Genomic DNA, 23,580 nt, shown 5'->3' with positions numbered 1-23,580 from the left:
CCGTAGCCACTGCGATAGAAAGCGGCCCGAATCCGCTCGCGCGAATGCGGGCCGCAAAAGTTGCTCGCGGAGCGCGGGGCATGCGCTCCGCCGGCGTTCGTCAATCCCGCCAGCCGCGATGCTCGCCGCGATCGTCATGACCCCAGCGGCGGTTGTCGTGACCCCAGCTGCGGTCATCGCGGTGATAGTCGCGGTAGTAGTCGCCGCGCTCGTAGCGATGATCCCAGCCGCCGTAATACACCGGCTCCGGTGCCGCGTACACGCGCGCCGGGGCGGCATAAACCGGCGCGGCATAAACCGGGGCGCCGAGCGATAGGCCGACGCTCAGATCCGTATGCGCCTGCGCGACACCGCATGCGCCCGCCGCGAGTCCGGCAGCAACCAGCAAGTGAGTGACGATGCGTTTCATGTTGGTCTCTCCTGTGAAGCGACGTAGGTTTGTCGCACAGGGCCAATGTATGCGCTCGCGGCGGGGTGAACTGCGACCAGATGTTACGGACTGCAAGCATCGTCGAAGTCATCGAAGACGACAGGAAAGACCGCGCGGACGTTGCGCGCGCCCACCTTGTCCCGCTTGCAGTCGCGCCACACGGGGCTTTGCGGCCGGTCAACTCAAGCCCGCAGGCGGCTCATCGCGCACGCTTGCCGCTTGACTCGCCAGCGCGCGTAATCACGGCTTACATCTGTATGACTCAATTAATCCGCCGCATGCGCCGAAGCGTCCGAAGTAGCGGAAGAGGCGGCCCCCGCGGAGGATGCCGACACGCCCGGCAACGCCGCGCAGGGGCAATCGGTGGCCCGTCCGTCGAGCCCTTCGCGATCGTGTTTGAAGCTCGCGCGCGGCGTGCCGTTCCGCCAGTCGAGTCGCACGATGTAAATGCTGTCGAAGTCGTCGGTTTGCCATTTCGGCACGTCGGCCGCACGGCCGCCATGCGCACTCAACATCTGCCGCAACAGCTTCTCGATCAGCTTGTGCTCCCACGCAATGACGATCAGCTTGCCGCGATTGGACGGATCGACTAGCGCATTGCCGAGCTGGTCGATCTGCGCAAAGCCGTACGGCGTTTGCACCGGCATCTGGAATTGAATCGCGGTCGGCTCGATCGTCGCGAGCGGGCGCACGTAATAGTACGGATGACCGCTGTCGTCCTTTTGCTGGCCAGGGTCTGGCGCGTAGATCGCATCGGGTTTGCCGAATTTGGCGGCGATCACGGCCGGCAGCGCGAGCGCACGGTTCAGCCCCTGGCAGTCGAGCTGGCCGTAGCCTTGCGCGGGTTTCTCGCCGTGTCGAACGAATACGAGGGTTTCGATATTGCCGCCCGTCGTCGCTACGGCGGGGGCCGCGGTCGCAACGACAGCCGACGTGTCCGTCGCCGCGGACAAGGCCGGCAACGCCAGCGCGCTCGCGCACAAGCCGCCGAGCGACAGTGCGACGCCATGCAGGAATCCGCGGAAACGGTTCATCGAGAGCACCTGTACGAGGCCGGGAAGTCGCCCGATTCTAGCAGCGGTGCACATCTGCACGCGGCCGGCGCGGCATTCGCATCGCGTCGGTGGTCGCAATCAATATTGGGCGCCGGGCGCCCATTGATGCTGACCGGATCACGTTGATCCGACCGGCGCGCGAAACCGGCCGTCAGTCGAGTACCCGCTCGCGCGGCTCGCCGATGCGATCCTCGGCGATCAGCGGATAGACGACCCCCGCGATCACCGCGCCGATGATCGGGGCAGCCCAGAACAGCCACAATTGATCGAGCGCCGCGCCGCCGACGAATAGCGCCGGGCCCGTCGAGCGCGCCGGATTGACCGACGTGTTGGTGACGGGAATCGAAATCAGGTGGATCAGCGTCAGGCACAGGCCGATCGCGATCGGCGCGAAACCGGCCGGCGCGCGGCGGTCGGTGGCGCCGAGAATCACGAACAGGAAGAAGCCCGTCATCACCACTTCGCAAATGAAGGCCGCGGCGAGCGAATAGTGCCCCGGCGATTGCTCGCCGTAACCGTTCGTCGCGAAGCCGCTCGCGACCAGATCGAAGCCTGGCTTGCCCGACGCGATCAGCGCCAGCACGAATGCGCCGAGCACCGCGCCGATCACCTGCGCGACGATGTACGGCAGCAGATCGCGGACCGGAAATCGGCCGGCGACGGTCAGGCCGACGCTCACCGCCGGATTCAGGTGGCAGCCCGAAATGTGGCCGATCGCAAAAGCCATCGTCAGCACGGTCAGGCCGAAGGCCAGCGACACGCCGACGAAGCCGATGCCCAGACCGTGAACCGGCCCGGCGAAGTTGGCGGCGAGGACCGCGCTGCCGCAGCCCCCGAGCACGAGCCAGAAAGTGCCGAACAGTTCGGCAACGAGGCGCTTTGACAACTCCATGTTTGGTGATCCTAAAAAGAATGGGTCTTCAGAAGCACGCAGCGAAAAACGACGAGTACGTGCCTTGAGCGCGCAATTCTAGGTAGGTAGCGCCAAATCGAATGTCAAGGATTGTCAACCCGGACAAAATTTATAAACTATTGTGAGATAAAGCACTGGTTTTCACATTTCACCCGATTTAATAATTATCAGAGGAAAATTCGCTAAACCCGTACTAGTGTCCATTGCGAATTTTTATAATTGCAGCTAGTCTGCGGTCGAATGAGTTCTTAGAAAGGGGAGATCCGAATGTCTCAATATGCAGACCTCAAGGCGCAGATTGCCAAATTGCAGGCGCAGGCAGAAGAAGCGCGACGCACGGAAATCGACAATGTCGTCGCCGATATCCGTCAAAAGATTGCCGAATACGGTCTGACCGCACAGGATCTCGGCTTCGCTGTCGCCGCCAAGCGGGGCCGGCCGCCCAAGAAGACGCCGCTGCCGGCGAAATATCAGGACCCAAAGTCGGGCAATACATGGAGCGGGCGCGGAAAGCCGCCAAAATGGATCGTCGGCAAGAATCGCGAGCGCTTTCTGATTGGCTCGGCCTGATGTCCGCACGAAGTGATGCGAGACGGGGTGCAAGCTGACTGAAGGTTTTTTTGCGGTCTGGCTTATTCGCCCCGCGCTAATCCGACGTGGAAGCGCAACCATCGCTGTATTAAAAAAGCCGTCCTTACAGGGCGGCTTTTTCGTGTCCGGCAGCGCAAAGACTTCGTTTCCCGCTCGTGCAAACGATTCCGACGCCGAATTCGTCCGCTATTGGGCGCTATAAGCCAAGGTTCACAGCGCTGGTTCAAAAGCGAACGAAAACGGCCGGCAGTCAAAGCGCCGACCGTTTCAAAGCGCGTCTAGCGACCGCGTCTAGCCGACCGCGTCTAGCCGACCGCGACCTGGCGCAATACCGGGCGACGCGACGTTTCAATCAACGCCGAATAGCCGTCGATATAGTTCTGCGCCATCGTTTTCGAACTGAAGCGGCGTTCGAACTGGGCGCGGATTTCAGTGCGCGACAGCTCGTCGAGACGCTGCAACGCCGCCACCGCGCCCTGCACGTCCTCGACGATGTAGCCGGTCACGCCGTGGTCGATCACCTCCGGCACCGAGCCCCGGTTGAACGCAATCACCGGCGTGCCGCAAGCCATCGACTCGATCATCACGAGGCCGAACGGCTCGGACCAGTCGATCGGGAACAGCAGCGCCTTCGCGCCCGACAGAAACTCGGGCTTCTGCGCCTCGTTGATCTCGCCGACGAACTCGACATGCGCCATCGACAGCAGCGGCTCGATCTCGCGCTTGAAATACTCCATGTCGACCTTGTCCACCTTGGCGGCGATCTTCAGCGGCAGACCGCTTTGCGCGGCGATCTTGATGGCTGTATCGACGCGCTTTTCCGGACAGATGCGGCCGAGGAACGCGAGGTATTCGGGCTTCTTGTGCGGCTGCGGCGTCAGTAGCTGGTCCGGCAGACCGTGATAGATCGTGCTGAGCCAGTTGGCCTGCTGCAACGGCAGACGCTGCGAATCCGAAATCGACACGACCGGCACATGCGAGAACGCGTCGAACACCGGCTGCAATTCCGGCAGGTCGAGACGGCCGTGAAGCGTGGTCACGAACGGCGTGTCCATCGCCGTGAACAGGGGGAACGGCATGTAGTCGAGATGGAAGTGCAGCACGTCGAACTCGTGCGCGACCTTGCGGACTTTCTCCATCATTAGTATGTGCGGCGCCAATGCATCGCGAATCGTCGGATCGAGGCGCAGCGCGCGCGGCCAGCACGCATCGAGATTGGCGGACGTGACCGAGTCGCCGCTCGCGAACAGCGTGACGTCATGGCCGAGGTCGACCAGCGCTTCGGTCAGATACGACACGACACGTTCGGTGCCGCCATAGAGTTTCGGCGGGACAGCTTCGTAGAGCGGCGCGATTTGTGCGATTCGCATGCGTTTTCTCCTGTGTAGATCCGAATTAGCGCTTCTGCGCCGACCCCGATCCCATGCAGATTTTGGATACTTTCACCGGGGCTTCGCACGACGGCTGGATGACTCCATGTACGAATGCCTGACGGACGGTTGGGCGCGGTTGGCTTCCGCCCGAGGGTGCTCCGAAACAGGTATCGGGTAATCCCTTAGCCTCCATTATCGGGATCGACCACGGTAATTCGAGTTATTTTTCAAACGCTTAATGTTGTTACAGCACGAAACATGGACCGCTACAGCTGCCGCGCGAGGTCAGATCGCGAGCCCCCATAATCGGGGAGAGTCAATTCAATGACTTAATCGAACGCTCAACAGGCGGAATGCACCGCAGCAAGCGGCGGGCCCGAGGGTCGGATGAACCGGATTGCGGACGAGTGAAAACCTCTTATAATTTGTTTTTCACCGTATCACGGTGCGGCGCTGGACTTCTTGAAAACTCACCATTCGGTACACGCCGCAGCCGTGGAAGCTCCCAGCGCATCGTCAGTCGCGCCCCCGCGCATCTGTTTTTTCCATTCGTGCCTGGCCGCATCCAGAGTTGTAGGAAAAATTCCTACACAAATGACGGATTAATCCGGCATCCAGGTGGGGTGTCTCTCCGATTTTCGTCTGTGCCCCCATCCGGGACAATGCTTGCAAGACCAGAGACGAGCCGATTCGCACGGGTTTAGCGCGCGCGTTCGAGCAAACGTTTCCGCAAAAAAATCGGCCTGACCAGCCGGGCTACGTACGGGGGAATCATGAGCACGACTAGCCATATGCTCAATGAGATCAGAGAAGTCAACCTGTCCTATCTGCTGCTTGCCCAGCGTCTGTTGCGCGAAGACAAGCCGATGGGCATGTTCCGCATGGGTATTTCGGACCAGCTGGCCGACGTGCTCGCCAATCTGTCGTTGGCGCAGACCGTCAAGCTCGCGGCGTCCAACCAGATGCTGTGCCGCTTCCGCTTCGACGATCACGCGGTGCTGTCCGCCCTCGCGGACAAGGACAAGGCCAGCGCGATCGCGCAGGCTCATTCCGCGATCCTGATGGCGAGCCAGCCGGTCGAGCAAATCGGCTGATGGCCGGTAAGAGCGTCGTACTCGAAGTCCGCGAAATCACCCTCGCGATCGAGCTGATCGAACTGGGCGCGCGTCTGCAATTGCTGGAGGCGGAAACCAGCCTGTCGCGCGACCGGCTCATCAAGCTGTACAAGGAACTGAAAGGGGTATCGCCGCCCAAGGGCATGCTGCCGTTTTCCACCGACTGGTTCATGACCTGGCAGCCGAACTTTCATTCGTCGCTGTTCTACAACATCTACCGTTTCATGGCTGGTCACGGCGGCTGCCGCGCGATCGAATCGATCGTCAAGAGCTACCGCCTGTATCTGGAGCACGTGCAGTTGCACGATGACGAGCCGGTGCTTAGTCTCACGCGCGCGTGGACGCTGGTGCGCTTCTTCGACTCGCGCATGCTGCAGATGAGCGCCTGCCGCCGCTGCGGCGGCCGCTTCGTCGCGCACGCGCACGATCCGCAGCACGCCTTCGTTTGCGGGCTGTGCCAGCCGCCGTCGCGCGCGGGAAAAACGAAGAAGGCGGCGCAAACGCGGGCCGAGCGGCAAGTCGCCCCCGGCGGCATCCCGGCCCAGCCGTCGCAAATGGCCGACGCACGGGCTCACGAGGCCCGCTGCAGCGCCCCCACGCTCGACAACCTCGTCACCGCCGCAGTCTGAGCCGCATACGTTGAGGCCGCGCAAGCCTCTGGTTAACACCGGACTCGGGCGCCGCCTTTTTCCCCAAAGTTTTCCGCCTCGGTGCCGTAAACCTGACTAACGACGGTGACCGTCGCTTTTTTGTGAGGGCTCGGCAGTGCTGATTTTCGTGGGAACACTCGTGACGCTGTTGTCCGTTTTCGGCGGTTACGCGCTGGAAGGCGGCCATCTCGGCGCGCTGCTGCAACCCGTTGAAGTGCTGATGATCGTCGGCGCTGGACTCGGCGCGTTCATTCTCGGTAACGGGATGAAGACGATCCGGGCGACGCTGCGCGTCATTCCGACCCTGTTCAAGGGCGCGAAGTACAACAAGGACGTCTACATGGAGCTGATGGGGCTCCTGTACGTGCTGCTCGCGAAAGCGCGCAAGGAAGGCACGCTGACGCTCGAAGCCGACATCGACGATCCGTCGAAGAGCCCGATCTTCACGCAGTACCCGAAGATCCTCGCCGACAAGCACATCATCGAGTTCCTGACCGACTACCTGCGGCTGATGGTCGGCGGCAACATGAACGCGTTCGAGATCGAAAGCCTGATGGACGAGGAGATCGAGACGCACCACCAGGAAGGCGAGGCGCCCGCGCACGCGCTGACCAAGGTCGGCGACGCGATGCCGGCGTTCGGTATCGTCGCCGCGGTGATGGGCGTCGTGCACACGATGGCCTCGGCCGACAAGCCGCCGGCGGTGCTCGGCGAGATGATCGCGCAGGCGCTCGTCGGCACCTTCCTCGGCATTCTGCTTTCGTACGGGCTGATCGGGCCGCTCGCGAGCGTCGCCGAGCAGCGCGTGACCGAGTCGACCAAGATGTTCCAGTGCATCAAGGTGACGATCCTCGCGAGCCTGAACGGCTACGCGCCGGCGATCGCGGTCGAGTTCGGCCGCAAGGTGCTCTTCTCGACCGAGCGCCCGTCGTTCGCCGAGCTCGAAGAGCACGTGCGCCGCGTCAAGGCGAAATAAGCAGGCGACGGGAACCGAACCGATGAGCAGCAAGGACAAAGACCGCGCAATCGTCGTCAAGCGCAGTGCGCCGAAAAAGTCCGGTCATCACGGCGGCGCGTGGAAGCTCGCGTACGCGGACTTCATGACCGCGATGATGGCGTTCTTCCTGCTGATGTGGCTGCTGAGTTCGGCCTCCACCGTGCAGCTGAAAGGCATCGCCGACTACTTCAACCAGCCGCTGAAGATCACGCTGTGGGGCGGCGATCGCAGCGCCGAAGACTCGAGCATCCTGAAGGGCGGCGGGCGCGACATCTCGACCGACGCGCAGGGCGTGACCCGCTCGACCGACGGCAGCAGCAGCCGCGCCGAGCGCACCGCGTCGCACAACGACGACGACTCGGTGAAGCAGCTGCAAGGCGCGCTCGAACGCCAGGAACAGGTGCGTCTGCACGACCTGCAGGTCAAGCTGATGGCCGCGATCGAGGCGAACCCGGTGCTGCGCCAGTTCAAGCAGCAGATCCGCATCGACTCGACGCTGACCGGCCTGCGCATCGAAATCGTCGACTCGCAGAAGCGGCCGATGTTCGCGACCGCGCGCGACGTCGTCGAGCCGTACATGCGCGACATTCTGCGCGAGATCGGCCATACGCTGAACGACGTGCCGAACCGCATCATCGTGCAGGGCCACACCGACGCCGTGCCGTACGCGGGCGGCGAGAAGGGCTATAGCAACTGGGAGCTGTCGGCCGATCGCGCGAACGCGTCGCGTCGCGAGCTGGTCGCGGGCGGCATGGACGAAGCGAAGGTGATGCGCGTGCTCGGTCTCGCGTCGACGCAGAACCTGAACAAGGCGGACCCGCTCGATCCGGAGAACCGCCGTATCAGCATCATCGTGTTGAACAGGAAGTCGGAGGAGGCGCTCGATCACGACGACTCCACGACGACGACCCTGTCGGACGACGCAGCCGGCTCGAAGCCGCTGCTGCAAAAACTTGCGCAGCCGATGTCGGTTGCACCGAAGTTGCCGGCGGCGGCGCCGTCGGCCCAGTAACAGTAACCGTAACAGACGGCGGCCGCCGGGCCGCGGCCCAGTGTTAAGCGCAGCGAGGTTTTCATGATCAGGCACATCCTGGCAATCGACGATTCGGCATCGATGCGGCAGATCCTCGCCGCGACGCTGACGGGCGCCGGCTATGAAGTCACGCTCGCGGCGGATGGCAACGAAGGGCTCGAAAACGCGCTCGCGATGGCGTTCGATCTCGTGTTGACCGACCAGCACATGCCGGGCAAGACCGGTCTCGATCTGATCACCGCGCTGCGCGGAAATCCGGCCTATCAGGCGACGCCCATCCTCGTCCTCACGACGGAATCGGGCGAACCCTTCAAAGAGGCGGCGCGCGCGGCGGGCGCAACCGGCTGGATCGAAAAGCCGCTCGACCCGGACATGCTGACCGAGCTGGTGGCGGCGCTCGCCGAACCGGACCCGGCCTGATACGCGTAATCAACACCTTTAGACACAGTACAGATAGCTTCCGACGCGCCTCTACGGCAGCTCGCGCCAGACAGACAGGCACTCTCGCGGTGAACCAGGCATGACACTCGACATCACACAGTTCTATCAGACGTTCTTCGACGAAGCGGACGAACTGCTCGCGCAAATGGAGCAGTTGCTGCTCAATCTCGACGTGGCCCGCCCGGACCCCGAAGACCTCGCGGCGATCTTTCGCGCCGCGCATTCGATCAAGGGCGGCGCGGCGACGTTCGGCTTCACCGCGCTCACCGAGACCACGCACATTCTCGAGTCGCTGCTCGATCGCGCGCGCAACAATGAGCTGGTGCTGCGCAAGGACATGATCGACACGTTCCTCGAAACCAAGGACGTGCTGTCGGGCCAGCTCGCCGACTATCGCGCGAGCGCCGAGCCCGATGCGGCGGTGGCGCGCGCGATCTGCGCGAAGCTCGAACAACTGCACGCGGAAAGCCGCATGGGCGGCGCGCCGGCGCAGGCCCCGGCAATGGCGATCGCTGAAACCGCGCCGGCCGCGAGCGCATCGGCGCCCGCAGCCACGCAGGCAGCGGCAACCCAGACAACGGCAGTACAGGAGCCAGGCAGTATCCCGCCCGAGCACGTCGTCGAACAGGCGGTGCAGGTGGCGGGCGAATGGACGGACGGCGAACCGGCACAGACCGGGCAGGCCGCGGGCGCGGCCGACAGCGCCGGCCCTCATCTGAAAATTACGCTACGGGGCGTGGGAGAGAAAGACCAGGAACTGCTGGCCGAAGAGCTTGGCAACCTGGGCAATATCGTCGGGCAGCTCAAGAGCGGCAGCGATCTGACGCTGTGGCTTTCGAGCGACGTACCCTCCGACGACATCATCGCCGTGTGCTGCTTCGTGATCGACGAAAGTCAGATCACGATCGGCCGTGGCACCGCGCCGGCGGACGACGCGCAGCAGGGCGAACCTGGAACGCCCGACGCTGCCGCTGCGCCGCCGGCGCAAACCGTGCATGTCGCGCCCGCTGCTCCGGCAGCGCACGCGCATGCGGTCAATCACGCGGAGCAGGCGGCATCGTCGGCCCCGGCGGCCTACATCGCTGCCCCCGCAAGCGCGCCCAGTCACGCGGACAGCGTCGAGCCGCCGCCGGCGGCACCCGCCGCGGCTCGGGCGGCAGCCAAACCGGCTCCGGCCGCGGCTGCCGACCAGGACCGCAAGGCGGCCCGTCCGGCCGCCGCGGCGGCCGGCGGGGAAGGCAGCTCGATTCGCGTCGGCGTCGAGAAGGTCGATCAGCTGATCAACCTGGTCGGCGAACTGGTAATCACGCAAGCGATGCTCGCGGAGACCACCAGCACGTTCGATCCGGCGCTGCATGACCGGCTGTTCAACGGCATGGCGCAACTCGAGCGCAACGCGCGCGATCTGCAGGAAGCGGTGATGTCGATCCGCATGATGCCGATGGATTACGTGTTCAGCCGCTTCCCGCGTCTGGTGCGCGATCTCGCGGCGAAACTCGGCAAGGAGGTCGAACTCGTCACCTTCGGTCAGGCGACCGAACTCGACAAGAGCCTCATCGAACGGATCATCGATCCGTTGACGCACCTCGTGCGCAACAGTCTCGACCACGGCATCGAAACCGTCGAGGCGCGGCGCGCGGCGGGCAAGGACTCGACCGGTCAGCTGGTGCTGTCGGCGGCGCACCACGGCGGCAACATCGTCATCGAGGTCAGCGACGACGGCGCGGGCTTGCGCCGCGACAAGATTCTCGCGAAGGCGGCGAAGCAGGGCATGCAGGTCAGCGACACGATGAGCGACGAGGAAGTCTGGAACCTGATCTTCCTGCCGGGCTTCTCGACCGCCGAGCAGGTCACCGACGTGTCCGGCCGCGGCGTCGGCATGGACGTGGTGAAGCGCAACATCCAGTCGATGGGCGGTCACGTCGAGATCACGTCGCACGCGGGCAAGGGCAGCACCACGCGCATCGTGCTGCCGCTCACGCTCGCGATTCTCGACGGCATGTCGGTCAAGGTCGGCAGCGAGATCTTCATCCTGCCGCTGAACTTCGTGATGGAGTCGCTGCAGCCGCGAGCCGAAGACATCTACACGGTCGCCAACGGCGAGCGCGTGGTGCGCGTGCGCGGTGAATACCTGCCGCTCGTTGCGCTGCACGGGGTGTTCAACGTGCAGGACGCGAAGCAGGAGCCGACTCAGGGCATCGTCACGATCATGCAAACCGAGGGGCGGCGCTTCGCGATGCTGATCGACGAACTCGTCGGCCAGCAGCAGGTGGTCGTGAAGAATCTGGAAACGAATTACCGCAAGGTGCATGGCATTTCCGCGGCGACCATTCTGGGCGACGGCAGCGTCGCGCTGATCGTGGACGTCGCGGCGCTGAACCGCGAAACGCGTCATGCGCAAGGGCATGCGCATCAGGCGATGAGCCTCGCGTAACGCATGCAGCAATCGCGGCAATGACAGACATCGCAACACCACTTCAACTCAATTTATCCCAACCGTTTGGGGGCTAACGTGGCAGAAGTCCAATCCATCAATTCGAGCGTCGCAAACGCGAGCGGTACGAATGGCCGCCGCGACGCGCAGGCGGACGCCGGCGGTCAGGAATTCCTCGTCTTCACGCTGGGCGCGGAAGAGTACGGCATCGACATCCTGAAGGTGCAGGAAATCCGCGGCTACGACAACGTGACGCGCATCGCCAACGCGCCCGAGTTCATCAAGGGCGTGATCAACCTGCGCGGCATCATCGTGCCGATCGTCGACATGCGCATCAAGTTCCATCTGGGCCGCGTCGAGTACGACCATCAGACCGTCGTGATCATCCTCAACGTCGCGCATCGCGTGGTCGGCATGGTCGTCGACGGCGTGTCGGACGTGCTGACGCTCGCGGTCGACCAGATCATGCCGGCGCCGGAGTTCGGCGCGACATTGACCACCGAGTACCTGACCGGTCTCGGCACGGTCGACGGCCGTATGTTGATCCTAATGGACATCGAGAAGCTGATGACCAGCTCCGAAATGGCGCTGACCGAGGCGCTCGGCGTCTGAGCGCAGGCAGTAGCGGAACACAGCACAAGGAGCATCAAAATGCTGAGCAGGTGGTCGATCCGCACGTCGCTGACGGTGATGGGGATTCTTCTGGTGACGTTGACCGTGGTGGTCGGCGCGCTCGCGTTGAACGCGCTGAATCGCGCGAGCGGCTCGCTCGATCGTATCGCGCGCGGCGAACTGGTCGCGATTCATGCGCTCGACGATGCGTCGGCGTATCTGTTGCGCTCGCGCATCGCGATCAATCGCTTCAACACGCTGACGGCCGCCGGCAACGCGGATGAAGCGAAAAAGGTACTCGATCGCGCGCAGGAGTTGCTCGGCAAGGGCAACCAGAGCTGGCAGACCTATCTCGATACCCCGAAGCACGGCGTCGAGCAGGCCTTGCTCGACGATGTGCTCGCGAAACATACGACGGTGATGCACGACGGCGTCGACGTCGAATTCGCCGCGTTGAACGCGAACAATCTGGACGCGTATCACGCGGTCGCGGACACGAAGATCAGCCCGATGTTCATCGCCTACGACGCGGCTGCCGCCGCGGTCGTCAAGGCGCTGCAGCAGAGCGTGACCGAGCAGCAGACGAGCGCGCAGTCGAACGCATCGCTGATGATCACGCTGATCAGCGTGATCACGGCGCTCGCGCTGCTGGTGGTGATCGGCATCCGTTTCGCGCTGCGCGGCCTGATCGTGCAGCCGCTGAACGACGCGACCGCGTGCTTCGAGCGGATCGCCGCCGGCGATCTGTCCGGCACGGTCGAGGTTTTCAGCGGCAACGAAATCGGCCGCCTGTTCGCGGGCATCAAGCGGATGCAGGAAAGTCTCGCGACGATGGTGCGCGCGCTCCATAGCGGCACCGAATCGATCGACACCGGCGCGCGCGAAATCGCGATGGGCAACACCGATCTGTCGCAGCGCACCGAGCAGCAGGCCGCGTCGCTGCAGGAAACCGCGTCGAGCATGGATCAGCTGACCGGCACGGTGCGGCAGAACACCGAGAACGCGCGCCAGGCGAGCCAGCTCGCCGTCAACGCGTCGGACATCGCGACGCGCGGCGGCGACGTGGTGAGCCAGGTCGTCACGACGATGCAGGAGATCGCGACCAGTTCGAACAAAGTCGTCGACATCATCGGCGTGATCGAGGGCATCGCGTTCCAGACCAACATTCTCGCGCTGAACGCGGCGGTCGAAGCCGCGCGCGCCGGCGAGCAGGGCCGCGGCTTCGCGGTGGTCGCGGGCGAAGTGCGCAGCCTCGCGCAGCGCAGCGCGAGTGCCGCGAAGGAGATCAAGGAGCTGATCGGCGATTCGGCCGACAAGGTGAAGAGCGGCTCCGAACTGGTCGGCCGCGCGGGCACGACGATGGACGAAATCGTGCAGGCGGTGCGTCGCGTGACCGACATCATGGGCGAGATCAGCGCGGCGTCGGAAGAGCAGTCGGGCGGCATCGAGCAGGTCAATCGCGCGGTCGTGCAAATGGATTCGGTCACGCAGCAGAACGCGGCGCTGGTCGAACAGGCGGCCGCCGCGGCGGCGTCGCTCGAAGATCAGACGCGGCAATTGCAGGCGGTGCTGGGCGGCTGGAAGGTGGCCGGCACACCGGCGCGTCAGAGCGCCCCGGCGACGCGTGCGCCGACCCCCGCCACGAAGTTCGCCAAACCCGCGCCGAAAGCGTCCGCCGCGAGTAATGGAACGAAGGCAACCGCGGCGGCCGCGACGGCCCCGGCCCAGCACGACGCAGCCGCACGCGTCGAACCGGCATTGAAGCCCAGACCGGCCGCAGCCGTGGCTCGCGCGACGACCGACACGCCCACCCACGCCGCTGCGGCGAGCGCGGCGAAGGCAAGCTCGGACGCGGATTGGGAAACGTTTTAGGCAATGGCAGAGTGACATGTGGTCAACCGGTATCGCGCCCGCGGATAGGCGAAGCATCGAAGCACGCGCATTACGCGTGTCGCGAGCCGGCCGTATGTCGATGGCACTCGCGGGAGGGTGCGACCTCGCGAAGGCAATTCCTGGCCCCCAGGCAGTCCGGTTGGGCGGCGAGCGTGACGGCTCAAATCGCAGATGGGAATTTTCATGATGGCAACGCGCGCACCACAACGCCCCGTCCGGGCGGCACCTGACCGCACTGAGCCGGCCAGGTCCGTCGAGACGGGACGCGATTTCGAATTCACGGCGGCGGATTTCGGCCGCATCCGCGATCTGATTCATCGCGCGGCGGGCATTTCGCTGTCGGACCACAAGCGCGACATGGCGTATAGCCGCCTCGCGCGCCGCTTGCGCGCGCGAGGCATCGATACGTTTCGCCAGTATCTCGATCTGCTCGAAGCGGAAAACGATCCGGCCGAGTGGGAAGCGTTCACCAATGCACTGACCACCAACCTGACCGCGTTTTTCCGCGAAGCCCATCACTTTCCGATCCTTGCCGAGTTCGCGCCGCGACGCCCGCAACCGGTGTCCGTGTGGTGCTCGGCGGCATCGACGGGCGAGGAGCCGTACTCGATCGCGATGACGCTGATCGAAGCGCTCGGCGACGGCGGCGCGCGCCAGGCGTCGGTGCTCGCGACCGATATCGACACCCAGGTGCTCGCGAAGGCCGAGGCCGGCGTGTACCAGTTCGACCAGGTCAAGCATCTGTCACCCGAGCGGCTCAAGCGCTTCTTCCTGAAAGGCACGGGCGCGCATGCGGGGATGGTCAAGGTGCGTCCCGAAGTGCGCGCGCTGGTGCGCTTCGAGCAACTGAACCTGACCGATCGCGATTACCAGTTGCGCGCGCAGTTCGACGCGATCTTCTGCCGCAACGTGATGATCTATTTCGACAAACCGACGCAGGCGCAGGTGCTCACGCGCTTCGAGCCGCTGATGAAATCGGGCGGTCTGCTGTTCGCCGGCCATTCGGAAAACTTCACGTACGTGACGCAGGCGTTCCGGCTGCGCGGGCAGACCGTCTACGAACTGACACGCGACGCGGGCGGCACTCGCGCGCCGTCGCGCGCCAACGCGCATGACGCGCATCAATCGAGCGGGGTGGCCGCATGAGCAGCACGCTGCCGATTGCATCGAACCTGTATTACGACAACCACTTCGAGCGCCCTGGCGTGAAGCTGTTGCCCAACGAGTTCTACACGACGAGCGAAGACATGGTGCTCGTGACCGTGCTCGGCTCGTGCGTCGCGGCCTGCATCCAGGACCGCACCGCGGGCATCGGCGGCATGAATCACTTCATGCTGCCCGACGACGGCGCAGACGTCGCGCAGGCCGCGTCGGACTCGATGCGCTACGGCGCGTATGCGATGGAAGTGCTGATCAACGAACTGATCAAGGCGGGCGGGCGGCGCGAGCGCTTCGAGGCCAAGGTGTTCGGCGGCGGCGCGGTGCTCGCGGGCATGACCACGATGAACATCGGCGATCGCAATTCGGAGTTCGTGCGCCGCTATCTGGCCACTGAAAAGATCCGCATCGTCGCCGAGGACCTGCAGGGCTCGCATCCGCGCAAGGTCGCGTTCATGCCGCGCACCGGTCAGGTGATGGTGAAGAAATTGCGCTTGCAACAGGAAGCGGGCGTCGCCGAGCGCGAACAGGCGCTCGTGCGGCAAAGCGCCGAAGCGCGCGCCGAGCGGCTCGCCGCGGCGCGCCAACGGGTCGAGCTGTTCGCGAAGCCGGCCGCCGCGCGGCCGAGAATCGAACTGTTCGGCGCGAGCCCGCGCCCGACTCATTCCAACAACGCCAGAACCACAGAGGAGGCGTGAGCGCTGTGCAAAAGATCAACGTATTGTGCGTCGACGATTCGGCGCTGATCCGCAGCCTGATGACCGAGATCATCAATGGGCAGCCGGACATGACGGTGGTGGCGACGGCGCCCGACCCGCTCGTGGCGCGCGATCTCATCAAGCAGCACAACCCGGACGTGTTGACGCTCGACGTCGAAATGCCGCGCATGGACGGCCTCGACTTTCTCGAGAAGCTGATGCGCCTGCGGCCGATGCCGGTCGTGATGGTGTCGTCGCTGACCGAGCGCGGCAACGAAATCACGCTGCGCGCGCTCGAACTCGGCGCGGTCGATTTCGTGACCAAGCCGAAGGTCGGCATTCGCGACGGCATGCTCGACTATGCGGAAAAGCTCGCCGACAAGATTCGCGCGGCAGCCCGCGCGCGAGTGCGCCAGGCCGGGCCCGCGCAGCAGGCGGCCGCGCAGGCCGCGCAGGCGCCGGTCGGCTCGGCGCCGCTCTTCAACAACCCGCTGCTGAGTACCGAGAAGCTCGTCATCGTCGGCGCATCGACGGGCGGCACCGAAGCGATCCGCGAAGTGCTGGTGCCGCTGCCGCCCGATGCGCCCGCGGTGTTGATCGCGCAGCACATGCCGCCCGGCTTTACGAAATCTTTCGCGCAACGCCTCAATGGTTTGTGCCGGATTACCGTTAAAGAAGCAGAGCACGGCGAGCGCGTGCTGCCGGGGCACGCGTACATCGCGCCGGGCCACGCGCATCTGTTGCTCGCGAGAAGCGGCGCCAACTATATTGCGCATTTGTCCGACGACCCGCCGGTGAACCGGCATCGTCCGTCGGTCGATGTGCTGTTCCGCTCGGCCGCGCAGCATGCGGGCAAGAACGCGGTCGGCGTGATACTGACCGGCATGGGGCGCGACGGCGCGGCCGGTCTGCTGGAGATGAAAAAGGCCGGCGCCTACACGCTGGCGCAGGACGAAGCGAGTTGCATCGTGTTCGGCATGCCGCGCGAGGCGATCGCGCTCGGCGCGGCCGACGAAATCGCCGCGCTGCCGGACATGAGCCGGCGCGTGATGGCACGTTTGTCGTCGATGGGTGACCGCGTTCAGCGGGTATGATGCGTGCCGGATGGAGTGACGCGGTCGAACGCCGCTACATGGATCAAGCAAAGGGAAAGAAATGGATAAGGGAATGAAGATTCTGGTGGTTGACGATTTTCCGACGATGCGCCGGATCGTCCGCAACCTGCTGAAGGAACTGGGCTACTCGAACGTCGACGAAGCGGAAGACGGCGCGGCCGGTCTCGCGCGTCTGCGCAGCGGCAGCTACGAGTTCGTGATCTCGGACTGGAACATGCCGAACCTCGACGGTCTCGCGATGCTGAAGGAAATCCGCGCCGACGCAAACCTGACGCACCTGCCGGTGCTGATGGTGACGGCCGAGTCGAAGAAGGAAAACATCATCGCGGCGGCGCAGGCCGGCGCGAGCGGTTACGTCGTCAAGCCGTTCACGGCCGCGACGCTCGACGAGAAGCTCAACAAGATTCTCGAGAAGATGGCGAAAGCCGGGAGCTGACGTGACGCCGCCGACCCAAACGCCTGGCGCCGAAACGGGCCACGACAGCGGCGACTTCGCGTCGGACCGCATCCTCGCGCGCATCGGCCAACTGACGCGCACGCTGCGCGATTCGATGCGCGAGCTCGGACTCGACAAGCACGTCGAGCGGGCGGCCGAAGCCGTGCCCGATGCGCGCGATCGTCTGAAGTACATCGCCAACATGACCGAGCAGGCCGCCGAGCGCGTGCTGTCGGCGATCGACATCGCGAAGCCGATCCAGGAGCAGTTGCAGAAAGACGCGGGCGCGCTCGACGCGCGCTGGGAGCAGTGGTACGCGGCGCCGATCGAGCGCGAGGAAGTGCGCGCGCTGATGAACGACACGCGCACCTTCCTGCGCGGCGTGCCCGAGGCGACCGGCGCGACCAACTCGCAGCTAATGGAGATCATGCTCGCGCAGGACTTCCAGGATCTGACCGGCCAGGTGATCAAGAAGATCACCGACGTCGTCTATCTGATCGAGCAGCAATTGCTCGGCGTGCTGGTCGAGAACATCGCGCTCGAACGGCGCGAACAGTTCGCGGCGAACGCAGCGGCGCTCGCGGCCGAGGTGTCGTCGACCGGCAGCCCGGAGCATCTGCTCAACGGCCCGCAGATCAATCCGGAAGGCAAGACGGATGTGGTGCAGGATCAATCGCAGGTCGATGATCTGCTCGCGAGCCTCGGCTTCTGATCGACCGATTCGGCCCGGCAGGCGTGCCGGGCTGCTGGCTTCTCCGCGATTCGCGCCAAACACGCGTTCAATGCGCGCCGAATACCCATCTTCCGTCCGGTTTCCTGCTAGTAATAGGCGGGTAAGTCGCGCGCGCGGGCGCACCTTGCGCCGGCTGAAAGAATCCGCAGGCATACTACGAGGTCAAAGCGGTACGGCACCCGGCTAGCGCGACGCCGGGCGGTCGCGCGGTGAGGCGGACCCCTCAGCGTTGCGGCGGCGGTGCCGTATCATCTGCCTATAAGCGGCCGCTTCGCCCAATCGGCGAAGCGTGCCGCGGCTCGGGAGGAGCATCGTCATGTGGAGTCGTATTCGTCGCGCCGGGAGAGTCACGGCGCTGGTGTTGCCGTGTTCGTTGTTGGCCCTGACGGCCGCGCAGTCCGCCCATGCGGCGCTGGGCAGCGCGCCGCTTACCCCCCCATCCGACGCCTCGGTGTCGTCCCGCGTGGTGCAGCCCGCAAGCGGCGCGGCGCAAAGTGTCATGCGTTCAGAATCGAGCGCGGCATCGTCCACATCCAACACTTCCACCACATCCGCTTCCTATACGGTACGCGAGACCACGTTCGGCAACGGCACCGTGGTCCGCGAATATCTGAGCACGAGCGGCGCGGTATTCGGCATTTCGTGGCATGGTCCGCAAATGCCCGATCTCAGTGATCTGCTCGGCAGTTATTTTCCGCAGTACGTGGCCGGCGTGAAGGCGGTTCGGGCCGCGCGCGGCAATGCGCGGGGGCCGGTCGCCGTCGACGACAGCGAGCTGGTGGTGCGTTCGGGCGGCCACATGGGCGCGTTCAGCGGCGTCGCGTGGCTGCCGTCCGCGCTGCCGGCCGGCGTCAGCGGTTCCGACATCCAGTAACGGCGAGGACCACGATGCGAACCATGCTCACGACCGCGAATATCAAAAGCTGGATGCAGGCCGCGCTTGCCGTGCTGCTCACGGCGACGCTCGTCGCCTGTGGCGGAGGCGGCAATAGTGACAACAATTCAAGCTCCAGCAGTGGCGGCAGCACGTCGAACGGACTGAACGGCGGTTCGCTGCCGGCCAGCCCGACCCAGCAGCCGATCCCCGCGAACGCGTCGAACACCGTGCCGATCACGGTCGGCCACGGCGTTTCGGGTGTCATCAACATTCCGACCGTCAGCGTGAGGATCTGCGCGCCGGGCTCGACCACCAACTGCCAGACGATCGACAATATCCAGGTCGACACAGGCTCGTTTGGCCTGCGCGTGGTCAGCTCGGTGCTCAATTCGACACTGCTCGGCGCACTGCCGGTCAGCACCATCGGCAGCGGCGGCTCCAAACTGGCCGAATGCGCAACCTTCGCGGACGGCTTCACGTGGGGCAGCGTGCGCACTGCGATCGTGACGATTGGCAGCGAAACGACGACGACCAGCATCCCCATCCAGACCATCGGCGACAACGTGAGCACGATGCCCGCGACCGGCTGCGGCAACGGCTCGGCACAGAACACGGCTAGCGATCTCGGCGCGAACGGCATTCTCGGCATCGGCACCGCGCTGAACGATTGCGGCGAGACGTGCGCGAACGCAACGACCGCGGCGACTTACAGCAACTACTTCGCCTGCCCGAACGGCACGTCGTGCGCGCGCACCGCGGTGCAGATTCCGCAACAGATCGCCAATCCGGTCGCGAACTTCCCGCTCGACAACAACGGCGTGATCGTGCAGATGGCACCGGTGTCGGACACAGGGCAGTCGTCGGCGACCGGCACGCTGGTGTTCGGCATCGGCACGCAGGGGAACAACCCGCTTGCCGCGTCGCAGGTCTTCACGACCGACAGATTCGGCGACCTGAACAACAGCACCTTCAACGGCAAGACCGTCCAGGCTTTCCTCGATTCCGGCTCGAACGCGTACTTCTTCAGCGATAGCACGCTCACGCTGTGCGCCAGCCAATTCGCGGGCTTCTATTGCCCGTCGTCGGCGCAGACCCGCACGGTCACGCTGGTCGGGTTGAACAAGGTGTCGGCGGCCGCGAGCATCGGCGTCCTGAGTGCGCAGACGCTGTTCGCCACCGGCAGCAACTTCGCGTTCAACACCCTCGCCGGCCAGATCGGCGGCAATGCGAGCTTCGACCTCGGTCTGCCGTTCTTTTACGGCCGCCACGTGTACTACCACCTCGATCAGACCGCGAGCGGCGGTCCCGCGCCTTCCGTCGCCTTCTGACGCCCACGTCGATCGAATGCCGGACGGCTTGCGTGACAGACGCGCGAGCCGTCCGCTCATCCGTCGAAATACCCCCGTTTCTCCGCCCTTATCCGCCGATCGGCGCTTGCGCCGAGCAGGAATAATCGCTCTCACTGGAAAGAGGCGCCGTGCCTCGGCCGACTGGAGAGCTTTGTGGCAGAGGACAGCGACCTCGAAAAAACCGAATCAGCCACCCCTCGGCGCCTGCAGAAGGCGCGCGAGGAAGGGCAGATCGTGCGTTCGCGGGAGCTGTCGACCTTCGCGCTGCTCGCGGCCGGGTTCTACGGCGTGTGGGGCATGTCGGGCAGCATCGGCGAGCATTTGCAGAACATGCTGCGTGCGTCGCTGACGTTCAACCATGCCGGCGCGTTCGACACCAGCCGCATGCTGATCGGCGCGGGCGCCGCGAGCCGCGAAGGATTCTACACGCTGGTGCCGATCCTCGGCTTCACCGGACTTGCCGCGCTGCTCGCGCCGATGGCGCTGGGCGGCTGGCAGCTGTCGGCGAAAGGCTTCGAGCCCAAGTTCAGCCGGCTGAACCCGATCGAGGGTCTCGGCCGCATGTTTTCGATCAACGGGCCGATCCAGCTCGGCATGTCGCTCGCGAAGACGCTGGTCGTGGGACTGATCGGCGGCACGGCGATCTGGAATCGCCATGAGCAATTCCTCGCGCTCGCGACGCAGCCGCTCCACCTCGCGCTCGCCAACTCCGTGCATCTGATCGCGGTGTGCTGCGGCATGACGGTGGCCGGCATGTTCGCGGTGGCCGCGCTCGACGTGCCGTACCAGCTGTGGACGTTCCACAAGAAGCTGCGCATGACGAAGGAAGAAGTGAAGCGAGAGCATCGCGAGAGCGAAGGCGATCCGCACATCAAGGGCAAGATTCGTCAGCAGCAGCGCGCGATCGCGCGGCGCCGCATGATGGCCCTGGTGCCGAAGGCCGACGTGGTCGTGACGAACCCGACGCACTTCGCGGTCGCGCTGCAATACTCGGACGGCGAGATGCGCGCGCCGAAGGTGGTCGCGAAGGGCGTGAACCTGGTGGCCGCGCGGATTCGCGAGATCGCCGCCGAAAACAACGTGCCGCTGCTCGAAGCGCCGCCGCTCGCGCGGGCGCTCTATCACAACGTCGATCTGGATCGCGAGATTCCGGGGCCGCTGTATGGCGCGGTCGCGGAAGTGCTCGCGTGGGTCTATCAGCTGCGCCGCTTCAAGGCTGAAGGCGGCGACGTGCCGGTCGCGCCGACCGAATTCGACGTGCCGCCCGAACTGGACAAGGGCGGCGTATCGGACGAGGACGCCGCCGAGGAAGCCGCCGACACGCTGAACCCGGCTGACGACAAGGCCAACGACCGCGCCAATGACGACCCCGGCAACGACAATAACGGAGCCTCCGCATGAACGTTCGCGCCGGTTTCCTCGCCCGACGGCCGGAAGCGCTGAACAGCACCAACCTGCGCGCCCTCGCCGGGCCGGTGCTGATCTGCATGATCCTCGGCATGATGATTCTGCCGCTGCCGCCGTTCCTGCTGGATCTGCTGTTCACGTTCAACATCGCGCTGTCGGTGATGGTGCTGCTCGTCAGCATGTACACGATGAAGCCGCTCGACTTCGCCGCGTTCCCGAGCGTGCTGCTGTTCTCGACGCTGCTGCGGCTTTCGCTGAACGTCGCGTCGACGCGGGTCGTGCTGCTCGAAGGCCATACCGGACCCGATGCGGCCGGTCAGGTGATCGAGTCGTTCGGCCACTTCCTCGTGGGCGGCAATTTCGCGGTCGGTATCGTCGTCTTCATCATCCTGATGGTGATCAACTTCATGGTGATCACGAAGGGCGCGGGGCGGATCGCCGAGGTGTCCGCGCGCTTCACGCTCGACGCGATGCCCGGCAAGCAGATGGCGATCGACGCCGATCTGAACGCGGGTCTCATCAACGAAGAGCAGGCCCGCAAGCGTCGCGCGGAAGTCTCGCAGGAAGCCGAGTTCTACGGCTCGATGGACGGCGCGAGCAAGTTCGTGCGCGGCGATGCGATCGCCGGTCTCTTGATCATGGTGATCAACATCATCGGCGGGCTGATCGTCGGCATGGTCCAGCACGACATGAGTTTTGCTGCGGCGGGCAAGAACTACACGCTGCTGACGATCGGCGACGGCCTCGTCGCGCAGATTCCGTCGCTGGTGATTTCGACGGCGGCCGGCGTGATCGTGTCGCGCGTCGCAACCAACGAGGACATCGGCACGCAGCTGACCGGGCAGCTGTTCACGAACCCGCGCGTGCTGATGATCACCGGCTGCATCCTCGTGCTGATGGGCCTGATCCCGGGCATGCCGCACTTCGCGTTCCTGATTCTCGGCGCCGGCCTGATCCAGCTCGGCCGCACGATGAAGAAGCGCGCCGAGGAGCGCAAGAACGCGCCGGCGCTCGTCGACGTCGCGCCGGCCGCGCTGGCGCCGGTCGAAAACGCCGAAGCGAGCTGGGACGACGTGACGATGATCGACACGCTCGGCCTCGAAGTCGGCTACCGGCTGATTCCGCTCGTCGACAAGAACTCGGACGGCGAGTTGCTGAAGCGGATCAAGAGCATCCGCAAGAAGTTCGCGCAGGAAATCGGCTTCCTGCCGCCGGTCATCCATATCCGCGACAACCTCGAATTGCGACCGAACGGCTATCGCATTGCGCTGAAGGGCGTCGAGGTCGGCGCGGGCGAGGCCTATCCGGGCCAGTGGCTCGCGATCAATCCCGGCCAGGTATCGGCCGCGCTGCCGGGCACGCCAACCCAGGACCCGGCGTTCGGCCTGCCCGCGATCTGGATCGATACGAACCTGCGCGAACAGGCGCAGGTGTACGGCTACACCGTCGTCGATTCGAGCACGGTGGTCGCGACGCACCTGAATCACCTCGTCGTCACGCACGCGTCGGAGCTGCTCGGCCGCCGCGAGGTGCAGGCGCTGCTCGAGCGGATGCAGAAGGACACGGCATCGCTCGTCGACGACCTGGTACCGAAGGTGCTGCCGCTCACCACGCTGCAAAAGGTGCTGCAGAACCTGCTCGAAGAAGGCGTGCCGATCCGCGACTTGCGCACGATCCTCGAAGCGCTCGCCGAGCACGCGACCAAGATCACCGACCCGCACGACCTCACCGCCGCGGTGCGGCTCGCGCTGGGTCGCGCGATCACGCAGCAGTGGTTCCCCGGCATCGCCGACATGCAGGTGATGGGCCTCGACGCGAACCTCGAACGGGTGCTGTCGCAGGCGCTATCGACCGGACCGAACCCGGGCCTCGAGCCGGGTCTCGCGAACACGCTGCTCGCCGAAACGCAGAAGGCGATCACGCGTCAGCAGAACCTTGGCCTCGCTCCGGTGCTGCTCGTGCAGCACGCGCTGCGCCCGATGCTCGCGCGCTTCCTGCGCCGCAGCCTGCCGCAACTGAAAGTGCTGTCGTATGCGGAAGTGCCCGATACGCGCAACGTCAAGGTGGTGAATCTGATCGGCGCGCAAGGCTGACGAAGGCCGCTCGCTTGCGGCTGAGGACACCACACAAACCGGCGCTCCAGGGGGCGCCGGTTTTCATTTCCGCTTCGGGTTCCGCATGCCGTTGTAACGCTGAAACGCCTTTGCCGACCTCGTCAATCGATGCTTCTGACGTGTGTCCATCAAGCGAATTGCCGACCTTTAACGGTC

22 protein-coding genes are annotated in these 23,580 nt (G+C 64.8%); 18 read left to right on the top strand and 4 right to left on the bottom strand.

Going from position 1 to position 23,580, the window contains the following annotated elements; translation table 11 throughout:
• Positions 1-100: 100 nt before the first annotated feature.
• From OKW43_RS12870 to aqpZ, 3 genes are all read right to left on the bottom strand, one after another.
• Positions 101-409: a hypothetical protein gene (locus OKW43_RS12870; protein ID WP_429447691.1), complete on the bottom strand. Its 309-nt coding sequence runs from the start codon at positions 407-409 to the stop codon at positions 101-103.
• Between the two features lie 287 nt (positions 410-696).
• The gene (locus OKW43_RS12865; protein ID WP_429447689.1) at positions 697-1,464 is read right to left on the bottom strand and encodes a histidine phosphatase family protein; all 768 of its coding nucleotides are present in this window, start codon (positions 1,462-1,464) and stop codon (positions 697-699) included.
• A gap of 172 nt (positions 1,465-1,636) precedes the next feature.
• Positions 1,637-2,377, bottom strand: coding sequence for an aquaporin Z (gene aqpZ / locus OKW43_RS12860; RefSeq protein ID WP_429447687.1), 741 nt, complete (start codon positions 2,375-2,377; stop codon positions 1,637-1,639).
• 288 nt (positions 2,378-2,665) lie between these two features.
• Between aqpZ and OKW43_RS12855 the strand changes: the two genes are divergently transcribed.
• Positions 2,666-2,968, top strand: coding sequence for an H-NS family nucleoid-associated regulatory protein (locus OKW43_RS12855; protein ID WP_013090908.1), 303 nt, complete (start codon positions 2,666-2,668; stop codon positions 2,966-2,968).
• A 326-nt stretch (positions 2,969-3,294) separates the two neighbouring features.
• On the opposite strand, the gene OKW43_RS12850 is transcribed toward OKW43_RS12855, so the two are convergent.
• Positions 3,295-4,359 carry a glycosyltransferase family 4 protein gene (locus OKW43_RS12850; protein WP_187632535.1) on the bottom strand — a complete coding sequence of 355 codons (1,065 nt, stop codon included), beginning with the start codon at positions 4,357-4,359 and terminating at the stop codon, positions 3,295-3,297.
• A gap of 776 nt (positions 4,360-5,135) precedes the next feature.
• On the opposite strand from OKW43_RS12850, the gene flhD reads away from it, so the two are divergent.
• The 17 genes from flhD to flhA all read left to right on the top strand — a co-directional run bounded on the left by flhD (position 5,136) and on the right by flhA (position 23,403).
• Positions 5,136-5,456: a flagellar transcriptional regulator FlhD gene (flhD, locus tag OKW43_RS12845; RefSeq protein WP_281393892.1), complete on the top strand. Its 321-nt coding sequence runs from the start codon at positions 5,136-5,138 to the stop codon at positions 5,454-5,456.
• On the top strand, positions 5,456-6,106 hold the full coding sequence (gene flhC, locus OKW43_RS12840) for a flagellar transcriptional regulator FlhC (protein WP_429447684.1): 651 nt from the start codon (positions 5,456-5,458) through the stop codon (positions 6,104-6,106). The genes flhD and flhC overlap by 1 nt, the downstream gene beginning before the upstream one ends.
• Positions 6,107-6,242: 136 nt before the next feature.
• On the top strand, positions 6,243-7,103 hold the full coding sequence (gene motA, locus OKW43_RS12835; protein ID WP_018418791.1) for a flagellar motor stator protein MotA: 861 nt from the start codon (positions 6,243-6,245) through the stop codon (positions 7,101-7,103).
• A gap of 22 nt (positions 7,104-7,125) precedes the next feature.
• Positions 7,126-8,136, top strand: coding sequence for a flagellar motor protein MotB (gene motB / locus OKW43_RS12830; protein ID WP_187632537.1), 1,011 nt, complete (start codon positions 7,126-7,128; stop codon positions 8,134-8,136).
• A gap of 63 nt (positions 8,137-8,199) precedes the next feature.
• A complete protein-coding gene (locus OKW43_RS12825) occupies positions 8,200-8,577 on the top strand; it encodes a response regulator (protein ID WP_018418789.1) in 378 nt (125 codons plus the stop codon).
• A gap of 100 nt (positions 8,578-8,677) precedes the next feature.
• Positions 8,678-11,032, top strand: coding sequence for a chemotaxis protein CheA (gene cheA, locus OKW43_RS12820; RefSeq protein ID WP_429447681.1), 2,355 nt, complete (start codon positions 8,678-8,680; stop codon positions 11,030-11,032).
• A 78-nt stretch (positions 11,033-11,110) separates the two neighbouring features.
• The gene (locus OKW43_RS12815) at positions 11,111-11,644 is read left to right on the top strand and encodes a chemotaxis protein CheW (RefSeq protein WP_187632539.1); all 534 of its coding nucleotides are present in this window, start codon (positions 11,111-11,113) and stop codon (positions 11,642-11,644) included.
• 39 nt (positions 11,645-11,683) lie between these two features.
• Entirely contained in the window at positions 11,684-13,516 is a 1,833-nt protein-coding gene (locus OKW43_RS12810; RefSeq protein ID WP_187632540.1) for a methyl-accepting chemotaxis protein, read from the top strand.
• A gap of 204 nt (positions 13,517-13,720) precedes the next feature.
• Positions 13,721-14,683 (top strand): CheR family methyltransferase, encoded by a 963-nt coding sequence (locus tag OKW43_RS12805; RefSeq protein ID WP_429447678.1) that lies wholly within the window; start codon positions 13,721-13,723, stop codon positions 14,681-14,683.
• Complete coding sequence (cheD, locus tag OKW43_RS12800; RefSeq protein ID WP_187632542.1) at positions 14,680-15,393, top strand: chemoreceptor glutamine deamidase CheD; 714 nt, start codon at positions 14,680-14,682, stop codon at positions 15,391-15,393. The genes OKW43_RS12805 and cheD overlap by 4 nt, the downstream gene beginning before the upstream one ends.
• A 5-nt stretch (positions 15,394-15,398) precedes the next feature.
• Complete coding sequence (locus tag OKW43_RS12795; protein WP_429447676.1) at positions 15,399-16,487, top strand: protein-glutamate methylesterase/protein-glutamine glutaminase; 1,089 nt, start codon at positions 15,399-15,401, stop codon at positions 16,485-16,487.
• Between the two features lie 61 nt (positions 16,488-16,548).
• Positions 16,549-16,944: a chemotaxis response regulator CheY gene (gene cheY / locus OKW43_RS12790; RefSeq protein ID WP_129959964.1), complete on the top strand. Its 396-nt coding sequence runs from the start codon at positions 16,549-16,551 to the stop codon at positions 16,942-16,944.
• Position 16,945: 1 nt separating this feature from the next.
• Entirely contained in the window at positions 16,946-17,656 is a 711-nt protein-coding gene (gene cheZ / locus OKW43_RS12785) for a protein phosphatase CheZ (RefSeq protein ID WP_429447674.1), read from the top strand.
• Between the two features lie 337 nt (positions 17,657-17,993).
• Complete coding sequence (locus OKW43_RS12780; RefSeq protein WP_429447672.1) at positions 17,994-18,551, top strand: DUF2844 domain-containing protein; 558 nt, start codon at positions 17,994-17,996, stop codon at positions 18,549-18,551.
• A 14-nt stretch (positions 18,552-18,565) separates the two neighbouring features.
• Positions 18,566-19,882: a DUF3443 domain-containing protein gene (locus OKW43_RS12775; protein ID WP_187632545.1), complete on the top strand. Its 1,317-nt coding sequence runs from the start codon at positions 18,566-18,568 to the stop codon at positions 19,880-19,882.
• 174 nt (positions 19,883-20,056) lie between these two features.
• Positions 20,057-21,304 (top strand): flagellar biosynthesis protein FlhB, encoded by a 1,248-nt coding sequence (gene flhB, locus OKW43_RS12770; protein ID WP_429447670.1) that lies wholly within the window; start codon positions 20,057-20,059, stop codon positions 21,302-21,304.
• Positions 21,301-23,403, top strand: a complete 2,103-nt coding sequence (gene flhA, locus OKW43_RS12765) for a flagellar biosynthesis protein FlhA (protein WP_429447668.1) — start codon at positions 21,301-21,303, stop codon at positions 23,401-23,403. The genes flhB and flhA overlap by 4 nt, the downstream gene beginning before the upstream one ends.
• The last annotated feature ends 177 nt before the right edge of the window (positions 23,404-23,580 follow it).

The sequence above is a fragment of the Paraburkholderia sp. WC7.3g genome (assembly GCF_050436345.1).
GTDB classification, from domain to species: domain Bacteria; phylum Pseudomonadota; class Gammaproteobacteria; order Burkholderiales; family Burkholderiaceae; genus Paraburkholderia; species Paraburkholderia podalyriae.
The sequence above is the reverse complement of the archived record's forward strand: the minus strand, read 5'-3'. Positions and strand labels throughout refer to the sequence as shown.